Source organism: Thiobacillus sp. SCUT-2 (genome assembly GCF_035621355.1).
GTDB classification, from domain to species: domain Bacteria; phylum Pseudomonadota; class Gammaproteobacteria; order Burkholderiales; family Thiobacillaceae; genus Thiobacillus; species Thiobacillus sedimenti.
Genome location: NZ_CP141769.1, coordinates 278,191 through 292,728, shown reverse-complemented (window position 1 = coordinate 292,728; position 14,538 = coordinate 278,191). Strand labels below are relative to the sequence as shown.

General features: G+C 68.3%; 11 protein-coding genes. 7 read left to right on the top strand and 4 right to left on the bottom strand.

Going from position 1 to position 14,538, the window contains the following annotated elements:
- Nucleotides 1-62: 62 nt before the first annotated feature.
- On the top strand, nucleotides 63-983 hold the full coding sequence (locus tag VA613_RS01345; RefSeq protein ID WP_324780071.1) for a DUF808 domain-containing protein: 921 nt from the start codon (nucleotides 63-65) through the stop codon (nucleotides 981-983).
- Between the two features lie 7 nt (nucleotides 984-990).
- Here the strand turns inward: VA613_RS01345 and VA613_RS01340 are convergent, their stop codons facing one another.
- Entirely contained in the window at nucleotides 991-1,842 is an 852-nt protein-coding gene (locus VA613_RS01340; RefSeq protein ID WP_324780070.1) for a PhnD/SsuA/transferrin family substrate-binding protein, read from the bottom strand.
- Complete coding sequence (locus VA613_RS01335) at nucleotides 1,839-3,113, bottom strand: diguanylate cyclase (RefSeq protein ID WP_324780069.1); 1,275 nt, start codon at nucleotides 3,111-3,113, stop codon at nucleotides 1,839-1,841. Before VA613_RS01335 ends, VA613_RS01340 begins: the two co-directional genes overlap by 4 nt.
- Nucleotides 3,114-3,306: 193 nt before the next feature.
- Between VA613_RS01335 and VA613_RS01330 the strand changes: the two genes are divergently transcribed.
- From VA613_RS01330 to VA613_RS01320, 3 genes are read left to right on the top strand one after another with little or no spacing between them, the layout of a single operon-like run.
- A complete protein-coding gene (locus VA613_RS01330) occupies nucleotides 3,307-7,107 on the top strand; it encodes a DUF3683 domain-containing protein (RefSeq protein ID WP_324780068.1) in 3,801 nt (1,266 codons plus the stop codon).
- Between the two features lie 7 nt (nucleotides 7,108-7,114).
- Complete coding sequence (locus VA613_RS01325; RefSeq protein ID WP_324780067.1) at nucleotides 7,115-9,088, top strand: preprotein translocase subunit TatB; 1,974 nt, start codon at nucleotides 7,115-7,117, stop codon at nucleotides 9,086-9,088.
- On the top strand, nucleotides 9,085-9,519 hold the full coding sequence (locus VA613_RS01320) for an HIT family protein (RefSeq protein WP_324780066.1): 435 nt from the start codon (nucleotides 9,085-9,087) through the stop codon (nucleotides 9,517-9,519). Before VA613_RS01325 ends, VA613_RS01320 begins: the two co-directional genes overlap by 4 nt.
- Here the strand turns inward: VA613_RS01320 and phoR are convergent.
- Nucleotides 9,482-10,828 (bottom strand): phosphate regulon sensor histidine kinase PhoR, encoded by a 1,347-nt coding sequence (phoR, locus tag VA613_RS01315; protein WP_324780065.1) that lies wholly within the window; start codon nucleotides 10,826-10,828, stop codon nucleotides 9,482-9,484. The genes VA613_RS01320 and phoR overlap by 38 nt on opposite strands.
- Nucleotides 10,829-10,859: 31 nt before the next feature.
- Nucleotides 10,860-11,552: a phosphate regulon transcriptional regulator PhoB gene (phoB, locus tag VA613_RS01310; RefSeq protein WP_324780064.1), complete on the bottom strand. Its 693-nt coding sequence runs from the start codon at nucleotides 11,550-11,552 to the stop codon at nucleotides 10,860-10,862.
- Nucleotides 11,553-11,691: 139 nt separating this feature from the next.
- Between phoB and ubiE the strand changes: the two genes are divergently transcribed.
- From ubiE to ubiB, 3 genes are read left to right on the top strand one after another with little or no spacing between them, the layout of a single operon-like run.
- On the top strand, nucleotides 11,692-12,426 hold the full coding sequence (gene ubiE / locus VA613_RS01305) for a bifunctional demethylmenaquinone methyltransferase/2-methoxy-6-polyprenyl-1,4-benzoquinol methylase UbiE (RefSeq protein WP_324780063.1): 735 nt from the start codon (nucleotides 11,692-11,694) through the stop codon (nucleotides 12,424-12,426).
- Nucleotides 12,423-13,001, top strand: a complete 579-nt coding sequence (locus VA613_RS01300; protein ID WP_324780062.1) for a ubiquinone biosynthesis accessory factor UbiJ — start codon at nucleotides 12,423-12,425, stop codon at nucleotides 12,999-13,001. The genes ubiE and VA613_RS01300 overlap by 4 nt, the downstream gene beginning before the upstream one ends.
- Nucleotides 12,998-14,530 carry a ubiquinone biosynthesis regulatory protein kinase UbiB gene (gene ubiB / locus VA613_RS01295; RefSeq protein ID WP_324780061.1) on the top strand — a complete coding sequence of 511 codons (1,533 nt, stop codon included), beginning with the start codon at nucleotides 12,998-13,000 and terminating at the stop codon, nucleotides 14,528-14,530. The genes VA613_RS01300 and ubiB overlap by 4 nt, the downstream gene beginning before the upstream one ends.
- Nucleotides 14,531-14,538 lie beyond the last annotated feature (8 nt).

The following is a 14,538-nucleotide window of genomic DNA, read 5'->3' as shown; positions in this document are numbered from 1 at the left end:
CGGTCTGCATCCCGAATCGGCCTCGTCGCGGACGCGAAATGAGTGTCATCACGCCCTAACCCATGGCCGGCTCCAGCCTGCTCGCGCTGATCGACGACATCGCGACGATCCTCGACGACGTCTCGGTGATGACCAAGGTCGCCGCCAAGAAGACGACCGGCGTGCTCGGCGACGACCTTGCGCTCAACGCCCAGCAGGTCGCCGGGGTCAAGGCCGAGCGCGAACTGCCGGTGGTGTGGGCGGTCGCCAAGGGATCGTTCCGCAACAAGCTCATCCTCGTACCCGCCGCACTCGCGATCAGCGCACTCGCGCCATGGGCGATCGCCCCGCTCCTGATGCTGGGCGGCGCCTTCCTCTGCTACGAGGGGATCGAAAAGCTGGCGCACGCACTCCTGCATGCGGAAGATGCCGGTGCGCACGAGGCCGAGCTCGCGCAGGCGCTGGCCGACCCCGCCGTCGACCTGGTCGCGCTCGAGCGGGACAAGATCCGGGGGGCGGTGCGGACCGACTTCATCCTGTCGGCCGAGATCATCGTCATCACGCTCGGAACCGTCGCCGCCGCACCGCTCGGCATGCGGGTCGCGGTGCTCGCCGGCATCGCCATCGTGATGACGGCCGGGGTATACGGCCTGGTCGCCGGCATCATCAAGCTCGACGACGCCGGCCTCCATCTCAGCCGCCGGCGGGCGGCCTTCCTGCGTGCTGCGGGACGCGGCATCCTCGCCGCCGCGCCGCTCCTGATGAGAAGCCTGTCGGTGATCGGCACGGCCGCCATGTTCCTCGTCGGTGGCGGCATCCTGATGCACGGCCTGCCCGGCGCGCATGCCATCACCGAAGCCGCCGCCCACGCGGCGGGCGCGCTGCCGGGCGTCGGCGGCCTGCTCGGCGCGATCGTGCCGCTGCTCGTCGACGGCGTGGCGGGCATGGTCGCGGGGGCGCTGGTGCTGGCCGGCGTGACGCTGCTCCGCCGCCTGTTCCGCTGAACCCGGGCTATTTCTGGTACGGCTGGATCAGCGCGCGCACGGGATCGTAGGACTTGTCGTCGACCGCCGCGAAGCCGTCGTAGGCGGCGTCGAACGCCTCCAGGGTGGCGACGCCGTCGGGCGAGGATTTCTTCAGCGCCAGCAATGCGTCGCGCAGCTTGTTGCGCACGGCGACCGGCATGTCGGCACGCACGGCGAAGACGTACGACGGCAGGGGCGGCGTGCTGCCGATCACGCGCAGCCCCTTGGCCCGGAACTCGTCGGCGACGGAATCCTTGAGGATGCCGCCGTCGAAGTCCCCGGCCAGCACGGCCTTGGCAATGTTGTCGTAGTGCTTGAGGTAGGCGATTTCGGAAAACTCCGCGACCTTCAGCCCCATCGACTCGACGGCCGCCTTCTGCAGGAGTGCCTTTTCGTCGCCGAACGCGAAGCGTTTCCCCTTCAGGCCGGCCGGCGTGGCGATCCCGGAGCCTGCCTTCACGCCGACGACCAGCGAAAACGAGGGGTGGCCGTGCATGGTCGGCGCCACCAGCGGCACCACCCCGTATTTCCGGTGCGCCTCGATGTACGCCACCGGCGTCAGATAGGCGATCTGCGTCTGTCCCCGGCCCAGGTCGTCGACCGCCGACCCGAGATTGGGCGACGGCCGGAAGCGGACGCCGAGATTGGTGCTCAGTGCCAGGTAATTCGTCAGCGCGCTCATGCGCCTGATCATCTCGACGGGGATGTCCATCGCGACGGATCCCATCGTCACGGCCACGGGAGTCGTACCGTGCCCCGCGGCCACCGCCTTCGAGGCAGGCAGCACGCACGCCCAAAGCGTGGCCGCGGCAAGCAGAAAGTGCCGCACGGCGATCATGGCTTCTTGCCGTCCAGGAAGCGGACCGCGTCGGCATAGACGCTGTAACGGTCGCGCCCGCCCTGCTTGGCCTGGTAGAGCGCCTTGTCGGCAGCGTAGTAGAGGGCCTCCGGCGTCTTCATGGTCGCATTGTACTGGGCGATGCCGATGCTGAGGCCGACGTTCAGGCGGACGCCATTGTGGACGAAGCCATGCGCGCGCACGCCATTGAGGAGGATGTCGACGAACAGTTCGGCCTGTCCGGCGTTCGTGTGATAGAGAAGAATGCCGAACTCGTCTCCGCCGAGACGCGCAGGCACGTCGGACTTGCGGACATGCAGCCGCAGCAGGGTGCCGATCTCGCGCAATACACCGTCGCCGGCGCCATGGCCGTGGCTGTCGTTGATCAGCTTGAAGTGGTCGACGTCGAACAGCACCAGCGTGAGATCCTCCCCGAAGCGTTCGGATTGGTGGAACATCCGGGTCAGCGCCTCGTCGAACTTGCGTCGATTGGGAAGCTCGGTCAGCCAGTCGGTCATCGCCATGGTACCGAGCAGGTCGAGCGCATGCTCGAGCTCCCGCGTACGCCCGCTCAACTGGATATTCTTTTCCTGCAGTTCCTGGCTGGCAAAGTCGATCCTGCTTTGCAGCTGCCGATGATGGCTCGCAAGCGAGCGGTTCAGCGTGTTGAATACCGATACGAGGCGGCCGATCTCGTCGCCGCTCTTCACCTCGAGATCGCGCGCGACGAAGGAGTCGCCCTTCTCCACCGTTTCCTCCATGACCCTCGTCAGCTTGCGGATCGGCGCAACGATGCCGCCGACGGTGAAGAAATAGACGATGAGCCCCAGAATGCTCCCGAAGACGGCCTGTTCGCCCAGGACGCGCCAATACAAGTCGGTCAGGGCGCGTTCGAGGGGGCCGGTGGAGACATCGACCGTCACCGCCCCGATCGTCCTGCCCTCGAACACCACCGGCGACTCGAAGCGCCGGGCCGGCCCCGTGCGCCCGCTCGCGGCACGCGTCATCACGGTGCCGCTCTGCTTGTGGATGGTCACGCTGACGACGGTGGGCTCCCGCGTGACATTCTGCGCCAGCAGTTCGAGGTTGCCGTAGTCATAGCCGGCGATCAGGGCGGCGGCGCCGGAGGCGGTGGCATTCGCCACGCTCTGTCCTGCGGCGTCGGTGAGTGCGCCAAGGAGCGCGCGCTCGTTCCGGACGCGCACCAAGCCGATCCCGGCCGAGGTGACCAGCACCCCTGCCATGACATAGCCCATGAGCTTGGTGCTCAACCCCGCCCGCACGTCACCCCCAAAGCCCCCTTCGCGGCATGCAATCCGCTCTCGATCGTCTATCGGCCGCATGCGCCCAAAACTGAAGACCACGCCGCGCGCATGCCTATCGGCGGGCGACGTCGCGCCTGCCGCCTGACTCGCCCTCGCGCCCATCATCCCTTAAAATGCACTTTTTGCAGCGCCATCCGCCATGACCGCCCGTCTCCGGGAAATCCCCTACAACTACACCTCGTTTTCCGACCGCGAGATCGTCATCCGCCTGCTGGGCACCGACGCCTGGGACGTGCTCAACACGCTGCGCGCCGAACGCCGGACCGGACGCTCGGCACGCATGCTGTTCGAGGTGCTGGGCGACATCTGGGTGGTGCGGCGCAATCCCTATCTCGAAGACGACCTGCTCGCCAACCCGAAGCGCCGCAAGCTGCTGGTGGACGCCCTGCAGCACCGCCTGCACGAGATCGAGGTGCGGCGCCAGGGCAACGAGCTGGTCGGCCAGCTGCTTCAGGCAGCCGGCCGCGCGGTCCGCGAATTCGAGGCCTGGTTCGCCGATACCGAGAACCTGCGCGCCCGCATCCTGCGCCGCCTGGCGGGCCTGACGCGGCGCGACAACATCGCCTTCGACGGCCTGGCGCGCGTGTCTCATGTGACGGACGCGACCGACTGGCGCGTCGAATACCCCTTCGTCGTGCTGACGCCGGACACCGAGGCCGAGATGGCCGCGCTGGTCGCCGGCCTGGTCGACCTCGGCCTCACCATCATCCCGCGCGGCGGCGGCACCGGCTACACCGGTGGCGCGGTCCCGCTCACCGACCATGCCGCCGTCATCAACACCGAGAAGCTCGAGGCGATGAGCGCAGTCGAAATGCTGCACCTGCCCGGCTGCGAGTTCGAGGTGCCGACCATCCATTGCGGCGCCGGCGTCGTCACCAAGCGGGTCATGGAAGCCGCCGACGCCGCCGGCCTGGTGTTCGCCGTCGACCCGACCTCGGCCGATGCCTCGACCATCGGCGGCAACGTGTCGATGAACGCCGGCGGCAAGAAGGCCGTGCTGTGGGGCACCGCGCTCGACAACCTGGTGTCGTGGAAGATGGTCACGCCGGACGCCGACTGGCTCGAGGTCACGCGACTGAACCACAACCGCGGCAAGATCCACGATGCCCCCTCGGCCACGTTCGAGATCCGCCGCTTTGCGGCGGACGGCAAGACGCCGAAGGGCTCGCCGGAGATCCTCACCATCCCCGGCAGCCGCTTCCGCAAGATCGGGCTTGGGAAGGACGTCACCGACAAGTTCCTCGCCGGCCTGCCCGGCATCCAGAAGGAAGGCTGCGACGGCCTCATCACCTCGGCGCGCTTCATCCTGCACCGCCTGCCGGCCCACACCCGCACCGTGTGTCTGGAGTTCTTCGGCACCGCGCGCGACGCCACGCCGGCCATCGTCGAGATCAAGGACTACTGCGACGCCCACCCCGACGTGCTGCTGGCCGGCCTCGAACACCTCGACGCGCGCTACGTGAAGGCGGTCGGCTACGCCACCAAGTCGCCGCGTGCCGCGCGGCCGAACATGGTGCTGCTGATCGACGTGGTGTCGGACGACGAAACGGCGGTCGGCGAGGCCGCGTCGAAGATCGTCCGGCTCGCCAACGCGCGCGGTGGCGAAGGCTTCGTCGCAGTGTCGGCCGAGACGCGCAAGAAATTCTGGCTCGACCGCGCCCGCACCGCCGCCATCGCCGCGCACACCAATGCGTTCAAGATCAACGAGGACGTGGTCATCCCGCTGCCGCGCCTGGGCGACTATACCGACGGCGTCGAGCGCATCAACATCGAGCTGTCGATCGCGAACAAGCTGAAATTGTGCGACGCGCTGGCCGAATTCTTCGCCGCCCCGCTGCCGCTGCTGGAGGACGACGACACCGTCGCCGACCCGGCGCAGGTGGCCGAAAAGCAGGCGCAGGCTCAGGCCCTGGTCGCGACGGTGCGCCAGCGCTGGGCGGACTATCTGGCCGACCTCGACGCGCCGCTCACCGTCGACGGCTCACCGCTCACCGTTTTCACCGCCCTGCGCGACAAGCAGGCGCGCGTCTCGTGGAAGCGCGAGCTGCGGCGCGAACTGCACCAGCTCTTCGTCGGCCGCGAATACACGCGCATCCTCGAAGCCTGCGACCGCATCCACAAGGACGTCCTGAAGAGCCGCGTCTTCGTCGCCCTGCACATGCACGCCGGCGACGGCAACGTCCACACCAACATCCCCGTCAACTCCGACGACTACGCCATGCTGCAGTCCGCCAACGCCGCGGTGGCGCGCATCATGAAGCTCGCCACGGACCTCGGCGGCGTGATCTCGGGCGAGCACGGCATCGGGCTGACCAAGCTGGAATTCCTCGACGACGCAACCATCGCGACCTTCGCCGAGTACAAGCAGAAGGTCGACCCGGCCGGCCGCTTCAACAAGGGCAAGCTGCAGGCCGGCGCCGACCTGCGCAACGCCTACACGCCCTCGTTCAGCCTGCTGGAAGCCGAGTCGATCATCCTCGAGGCGTCCGATACGGGCGCGATCGCCGACTCGATCAAGGATTGCCTGCGCTGCGGCAAGTGCAAGCCGGTGTGCAACACCCACATCCCGCGCGCCAACCTGCTGTATTCGCCGCGCAACAAGATCCTCGCGACCTCGCTGCTGATCGAAGCCTTCCTGTACGAGGAACAGACCCGGCGCGGCGTGTCGCTCAAGCACTTCGACGAGTTCGGCGACGTCGCCGACCACTGCACCATTTGCCACAAGTGCAAGAATCCGTGCCCGGTCGACATCGACTTCGGCGACGTCTCGATCGCCATGCGCAACATGCTGCGCAAGCAGGGCAAGAAGAAATTCAATCCCGGCACCTGGGCGTCGATGGCCTTCCTCAACGCAACCGATCCCGCCACCATCAAGGCGCTGCGGATGCTGCTGATCCAGTGGGGCTACGCCGGGCAACGGCTGGGGCACACGCTCTTCAAGCGCATGGGCCTGATCCAGTCGCAGACGAAGAACCCGCCCGCCACGCTCGGCCGGCCCAAACCGGTGGCGCAGGTCATCCACATGGTGAACAAGCCGATGCCGGGCGGGCTGCCGAAGAAGACCTCGCGCGCGCTGCTGGGACTGGAAGACCCGGCCATCGTGCCGATCCTGCGCAACCCGGCCAAGCTTTCGGAAGACAGCGACGCGGTGTTCTACTTCCCGGGCTGCGGTTCGGAGCGGCTGTTCTCGCAGATCGGCCTTGCCACCCAGGCCATGCTGTTCGAGCTCGGCGCGCAGACCGTGCTGCCGCCCGGCTACATCTGCTGCGGCTACCCGCAGACCGCGGGCGGCCAGGCCGACAAGGGCGAAGCCATCACCGCGGCCAATCGCGTGCTGTTCCACCGCGTCGCCAACACGCTCAACTACCTCGACATCAAGACGGTGATCGTGTCGTGCGGCACCTGCATGGACCAGCTGCTGAAATACGAATTCGAGAAGATCTTCCCCGGCTGCCGCCTGCTCGACATCCACGAATACCTGATGGAGAAGGGCGTGCAGCTGGACGGCGTCAGCGGCGAGAAATACCTCTTTCACGACCCCTGCCACACGCCGATGAAGACATACGCGCCGCTCAAGGTCGCCAATGCGCTGCTCGGCGGCTCGCCCGACAGCGACGCGGTGAAGCTCTCCGACCGCTGCTGCGGCGAATCCGGCACCCTCGCGGTCAGCCGACCCGACATCTCGACCCAGATCCGCTTCCGCAAGGAAGAGGAAATCCGAGCCGGCGTCGCCGCGCTCGGCAGCGATGGCAAGCAGCCGGTCAAACTCCTGACCAGCTGCCCCTCGTGCCTGCAGGGCCTGGCGCGCTACCGCGACGATACCGGCACCGAGCCCGACTACGTCGTGATCGAGCTCGCGAAAAAGTTGCTGGGCGAGAACTGGATGACGAGCTACCTCGCGCAGGTCGGCAACGGCGGCATCGAGCGGGTGCTGCTGTAGGCCCGCGATGAGCGCCCCCGCGCTGGAGGACCACAGCGCCAGCTTCATCGGGCAGACACTGGACCGCATGGCGGAAGCGCAGCCGGCGGATGTCGCGCTGCTCGCGCGCCTGTGGTTCCACCTGCGCCCGCACGCCAACCAGCCGCTTGCCGCGGCGGGCGCCAACCTCGACACCCTGATCGCCGTGCTGCAGCAGAAGCCGCTCTGCATCGCCGCCCTGCGCGACCATCTGGTCGCGCTGTTTGCCGACAAGCAGGCCACCCGCCTGCTCACCGAAACGGGCCTGTTGCCCCACCGCGCCTTCGGCGCCGAGCTTCGGCGCCGCCTCGCATTCAAGCTGCTGCCCCCCGAACTCGACCCCAGCCGGCTGCACGACTGGCTCGATGCCCTGATCACCCCGCGCGATCGGGCCTGGGTCGTCCGTGTCGAGCCGGACGTCTGGATCCGCCTGTGCGACCTGCTGCAGCTGCGGCAGCTGTTCCGGCACGGCGAGCCCGGCGTCCTCGCGAATGCCATCAACTCGCTGGCGCACCGCATTGCCGCCGGCGGACTCGATGCCGAACTGCTGCGCATCGACCCGGCACTGGAGGAATACGACTCGCCCTTCCTCGCCCTGCATCACGAGGTCGACGCCTGGCTGCGCAGCAAGACCGCGGACACGCGCCAGATCGACGTGCTGCTCGACCAGTGTGCCGGGGCGCTCGACCGCGTGCGTCGTCGCAGCGCCGAGCTCGGAACCAGCATCGAACTGACCCTGCAGTCGACGCGCCTCACCCAGCAGATGGCCCGCCTGCGGACCCTGCTTGCGCTCGCCGACCCCGCGACCGACTCCCCCGATGCAGTGCTGGCACACCTCTTCGTCGAGCTGGTCGAGGCGAGCGGCGAGCGCCACGGCGTCGCCGCCCTGCTGCGCGATGCCGGCGGCCGGCTGGCCCGGCAGATCACCCAGTTCGCCAGCCAGACCGGCGAGCACTACGTCGCCGACGGCTGGGCCGCGCTGAAGAAGATGTTCTGGGCAGCGGCCGGCGGCGGGGGCCTCGTCGCCGGCATGGCGCTGCTGAAGACCCGCATCACCGCGCTCCATCTCGCCCCGCTGCAGGAAGCGCTGCTGGTCAGCCTGAACTACGCCTTCGGCTTCGTGCTGATCTACCTGCTGCATCTGACCATCGCCACCAAGCAGCCGGCGATGACCGCAAGCCTGTTCGCGCGCACGCTGGCCGAGGTGCGCAGCCAGACCGCGCAGCAGCGGCTGCTCGACGAATTCGCCGCCAAGGTCTGGCGTTCGCAGGCCGCGGCGATCCTCGGCAACATGCTGCTGGCCTTCGCCACCGCCGTGCTGCTCGCGCTGACGTTCGCCGCGACCGGACGGGCGGCAGTCGGCACCGACAAGGCGCTGCACCTGCTCGCCGAGCTCGATCCGCTCGGAAGCGGCGCGCTGTTCTATGCGGCCGTGGCTGGCGTCGGCCTCTTCCTCGCCGGGATCGTCAGCGGCTATTACGACAACCAGTGCGTCTACCGCACCATCCCCGAGCGCCTGCAGCGCCTGGTCTGGCCGCAGCGCCTCGTCGGCACGGCTCGCTGGAACGCGATCGTCGAATTCCTGCGTCCGCGCTGGGGCGGCATCGCCGGCAACCTCTTCTTCGGCTTTTATCTCGGTCTCACCAGCGCATTCGGCCAGCTGGCGGGGTTGCCGCTCGACATCCGCCACATCGCGTTTTCCGCCGCCAACCTCGGCTACGCCTGGCAGGCGCTCGACGGGCAGCTCGCCCCCGCGGCCGCGGCGCTCGCCGTCGCGGGCGTCGTGCTGATCGGCCTCGTCAACCTCACGGTGAGCTTCTCGCTCGCCTTCTACCTCGCACTGCGCGCCACCCGAACCTCGCGGCGCGATTCCGGCCACCTGCTGCTGCGCGGACTCGCCGCGATCCTGGTTGCACCGTTCCGCTGGCGCACCCCTCCGTCCCCTCCGGGAGAGAAGCCATGACTCCAGCGAACTGCGTATTCTGTGCAAGCGAAGGCGGCATCCTGCTGTGGCGCGACGACCTGTGCCGCGTGGTCCATGCCGACGAGCCGGATTACCCGGGTTTCCTGCGCGTCATCCTGAACCGGCACGTGAAGGAGATGACCGACCTGGCGCCCGCCGACCGGCAGCGGCTGATGGGCGTGGTGCTCGCGGCGGAATCCGCGCTGCGGGACGTGCTGGCGCCGGACAAGATCAACCTGGCCTCGCTCGGCAACGTGGTGCCGCATCTTCACTGGCACGTGATCCCGCGCTATGCCGACGACCCGCATTTTCCCAACCCGGTGTGGGGGACGCGCAGGCGCGACACGCCGCATGCGGCGCCGGCCGATGTCGACGCGCGACTGGCCGCCGTACTCAGCCGGCGGCTTGGCCCCGTTCCGGAAACGGAATGACGGTTCCCTCGTCCGGTGCGCGCTGGACGCGCTGCGTCGGGAAGATGGCGGAAAAGGTGCTGCCCCTGCCGGGTGTCGACTGGATGTCGAGACGGCCCCCATGCCGGGTCAGCACGTGCTTGACGATGGCCAGGCCGAGCCCCGTCCCGCCGGTTTCGCGGGAACGGCTGCGGTCCACCCGGTAGAAACGCTCGGTCAGGCGGGGGATGTGCTCGGCGGCGATGCCCTCGCCGGTGTCGGTCACGGAAAACACGCCCTCGCCGTCGCGTTCGTTCCAGGCGAGCGTGATCTCCCCGCCGTCCGGCGTATAACGGACCGCATTCGAGACGAGGTTGCCGAGCGCGCTGCGGATCTCCTGCAGGCTGCCTTTCAGCCACGCGGAACTTGCAAGCTGCAGGTGGACGCGATGGCGCCCGCGGCTGAGCGACTCGCCCTCGGCCTTCAGCGCCTGCGCCAGCTCGGGAACGTTCACCGACTCGTCCTGCAGCCCGTGATCGGCGCTCTCCAGCCGCGACAGCGTGAGCAGGTCGTCGAGCAGGCGCTGCATGCGCCGGGTATGGTCGAGCATCAGGTCGAAGTAGCGGCGGCTCTCGGCCGCGGGCAGGTCGGGCGCGTCCGCCAGCGTCTCGACGAAGCCGCCGACGACCGTCAGCGGCGTGCGCAGCTCATGCGAAACGTTGGCGATGAAGTCGCGCCGCATCGCATCGACGCGCTCGAGATCGGTGATGTCGCGCGCGATCAGCAGCTTCTTGCCGACGCCGAACGGCACCAGCTGGACCGACAGCACGACCTCGCGGTTGACCGGCGACTTGCAGACCAGCCGCCGCGAAAAGTCCGCCGCGTCGAGAAACTCGAGGAAATGCGCCTGGCGCATCAGGTAGCGGATGAACTGGCCGCGGTCGCGCTCGCAGTCGAGCCCCATGTATTTTCGCGAGGCCGGGTTGCACCACTCGATCTGCTCGTTGCCGTTCAGGATGACCATGCCGTCGGGCACCGCCTGCGCGGCGTGCTCGAACTGTTCCAGCGCGGTGCTGAGTTCGCTGCGGCTGGCGCGCTGCCGGCGCTGCAGCTTCTGCAGCCGGTAGAAGATGTCGCCCCAGGTGCCGGTGGCGTCGGGCGGGTCGACTTCGTCGGGATTTTCCAGCCAGCGGGCGAGGCGGAATTCCTGCCACAGGCGGCGCAGCATGACGAAGGCCTGGATGCCGGCAAGAAACCCCAGCGCGGCGATCCAGCCCGACGCCGCCCACAGGATCAGCGCCACCAGCAGCACGCTGGCCAATACGCTGAACGGTCGCCACCAGAAGCCCATGCCCGCCACCCAAGAACCCGAGGTGGGCGGATTATCCCATTTCGGCCGAAAAGCGGTAGCCCGCCCCGCGCACGGTCTGGATCAGGTCGGAGTGGCCGGACGGCTCCAGCGCAAGCCGCAGGCGGCGGATGTGCACGTCGACCGTGCGCTCCTCGACGAAGACATCGTCGCCCCACACCTGGTCGAGCAGCTGGGTGCGCGAATAGACCCGCTCGGGATGGGTCATGAAGAAGTGCAGCAGGCGGAATTCGGTCGGCCCCAGCTCCAGCGCCTGGCCGCGGCCCTGCACCCGGTGGCTCGCCGGATCCAGCCGCAGGCCGCCGACCTCGACCGGCTCGTCGGTCATCTGCGGCGCGCGACGGCGCAGCACCGCCTTGATGCGCGACACGAGTTCGCGCGGCGAGAACGGCTTGGTGATGTAGTCGTCGGCGCCGGTGTCGAGCCCGGCCACCTTGTCGCGCTCTTCGCCGCGCGCCGTCAGCATGATGATCGGGATCGGCTGGTAGCGCTCGTCCTGGCGCAGCCGGCGGCAAAGGTCGATGCCCGACATGCCGGGCAGCATCCAGTCGAGCAGGATGACGTCGGGCAGCGTGCTTTTCAGGAATTTCAGCGCGTGCTCGGCATCGCCGGCGGCGGTGACCTGGTGCCCGGCCTGGGTCAGGTTGAACTTCAGCAGCTCCTGGATACCGGGCTCGTCCTCGACCAGCAGAATGTTGGCAGCCATTGATGACTCCACTTAATTGCAACGGTGGCCATGCTATGACGACAGTATGACTGATTTATGACAGCGCCGGCGCGGCGCCGGGTCCTTGGCAGGCCGCGCGCTGGTAGAATTCCGGGTTGAGTCCAATCCCCCGTCTGCCATGGATAAAACCACCCATTTCGGCTACCAGCAGGTCGCCGAATCCGAGAAGGCCGCCAAGGTCGCCGAGGTCTTCCATTCCGTCGCCGCCAAGTACGACATCATGAACGACCTGATGTCGGCGGGCCTGCACCGGCTGTGGAAGCGCTTCGCGGTGGCGCAGGCGGGCCTGCGGCCCGGCATGAAGGTGCTCGACGTCGCCGGCGGCACAGCCGACCTGACGCGGCTGTTCCTGAAGGAGGTCGGCGAAACCGGCACCGTGCTGCTGACCGACATCAACTTCTCGATGCTGCGCGAAGGCCGCGACCGCATGCTCAACGAAGGCAGGACGCCGCCCGCCGTACAATGCGACGGCGAGCGCCTACCCTTCCCCGACGATCATTTCGATTGCGTGTCGGTCGCGTTCGGGCTGCGCAACATGACGCACAAGGACCAGGCGCTGGCCGAGATGAACCGCGTCCTGAAACCCGGCGGACGGCTGCTGGTGCTCGAATTCTCCAAGGTCTGGAAGCCGCTGGAACCGGCCTACGACCTCTATTCGTTCAGACTGCTTCCGCTCATGGGCAGGCTGGTCGCCAATGACGCCGGCAGCTACCAGTACCTGGCCGAGTCGATCCGCATGCACCCGGGCCAGGAAGAGCTGAAGGCGATGATGGAGGCGGCCGGCTTCGCCAAGGTCAGCTACCACAACCTCACTGCGGGCGTCGTCGCGCTGCACAAGGGCTTCAAGGTTTGATCGCTGAAGGCCTCCTCGAACGCAGCCTCAATCACCTGCTGCGGCAGACACCCGGCGCGGCCGAGGCGCTGGTCCGCCATGCCGGCATGAGCGTGCGTTTCGATCTCGCGCTGAAACAACTCGACTTCCGCATCGCCACCGACGGCTGCCTGTCGGAAGCCGTGATCGACGCGCCCGACGCGCTCATCCGGCCCACGCCTGCGCTCGTCGCCCGGCTGCCGTTCTTCGGCCGCGAGACGCTGCGCCTGGCCGACTACAGCGGCGACCCGGCGCTGCTCGCGACGCTCGACCGGGTCTTCAGGCAGCTCGAGTGGGACGCCGAGGCCGACCTTGCGCCGCTCGTCGGCGACGTTGCCGCCCATCGCCTGCACCGGCTCGGACAGGACGTGCTCGCCGGCGTGGCCCGGGCGATCTCGGCGGTCGGCCGCAATGCGAGCGAATACGTCGTCGAGGAAGCCGAACTGATGGCGCGGCCGGTCGACGTCGCACGCTTCGGCCACGCCGTCGACACGCTCGCCGACGACCTTGCACGGCTGGAAGCCCGTCTGCAGCGGCTGGAAGCCGGCGCCGCATGAGGCTCCTGCGTCTCGTCCGCATCCTCGCGATCGGCCTGCGCTTCGGGCTGGAGGAGTTCTTCCTCGGCCACGAGCGGGTGAAGCCGCTGCGCTGGCTGGTCCGCATCACCCTGTTCTGGCGCCCGCTGTCCGAGCCGCGAGGCGTGCGCCTGCGCCGCGCGCTGGAAGCCCTCGGGCCGATTTTCGTCAAGTTCGGTCAGATGCTTTCGACCCGCCGCGACCTGGTGCCGCTCGACATTGCCGACGAACTCGCGCTGCTGCAGGACCGCGTGCCGCCGTTCCCGTCCGCCGAAGCCATCGCCACGCTGGAGGCCGCCTACAGGAAGCCCCTCGCCGAGGTCTTCGCGGCATTCGACCGCGCGCCGGTGGCGTCGGCCTCGGTGGCGCAGGTCCATTTCGCCCGCCTGCACGACGGCACCGCCGTCGCGGTCAAGGTGCTGCGCCCCGGCATCGCGCCGGTGATCGCGCACGACGTCTCTCTGCTGTACGCGGCGGCCGGCCTGCTGGAGAAACTGTTTGCCGACGGCAAGCGCCTGCGGCCGCGCGAGGTCGTCGCCGAGTTCGAGAAGCACCTGGAAGACGAGCTCGACCTCATGCGCGAGGCAGCCAACTGCTCGCAGCTCCGGCGCAACTTCAAGGATTCGCCGCTGCTGCAGGTCCCCGAGGTGTACTGGGACTACTGCGGCAAGAACGTCATGGTCATGGACCGCATGGACGGCATCCCGGTCAGCCAGACCGACAGGCTCAGGGAATCCGGCACCGACATCCCGAAGCTCGCCGCCACCGGCGTCGAGATCTTCTTCACCCAGGTGTTCCGCGACGGCTTCTTCCACGCCGACATGCACCCCGGCAACATCCTGGTGCGCCCCGGATCCGAGCAGTACATCGCGCTCGACTTCGGCATCATGGGGACGCTGACCGAGGTCGACAAGCAATACCTCGCGCGCAACTTCCTCGCCTTCTTCCGACGCGACTACAAGGGCGTGGCGCTGGCGCACCTGGAGTCCGGCTGGGTGCCGGCGGACACCCGCGTCGACGAGCTCGAGGCGGCGGTGCGCGCGGTGTGCGAGCCGGTGTTCGACCGCCCGCTGAAGGAAATCTCGTTCGGCCGCGTGCTGCTGCAGCTGTTCCAGGCCTCGCGCCGCTTCAATGTCGAGATCCAGCCGCAGCTGGTCTTGTTGCAGAAGACCCTGCTCAACATCGAAGGCCTCGGCCGGCAACTGGATCCCGATCTCGACCTGTGGAAGACGGCCAAGCCCTTCCTCGAGCGCTGGATGAACGAGCAGGTCGGCTGGCGCGCGCTGGTGAAGAACCTGCAGGCCGAGGCGCCGAAGTGGGCCGCGCTGCTGCCGCAGCTGCCGCGGCTGGCGCACCACGCGCTGAACGAGAACCGCCTCGCCCAGCTCGAGGCCGGCCTCGCCCTGATGCTGCGGCAGCAGCAGGCGCGCAACCGCTGGCTCGCGGCACTGACCGGCGTGCTCGCCGCACTGGCCGTCGTACTCGTCTGGCTCGGCCGGACGGCGCATTGAGAAGGACG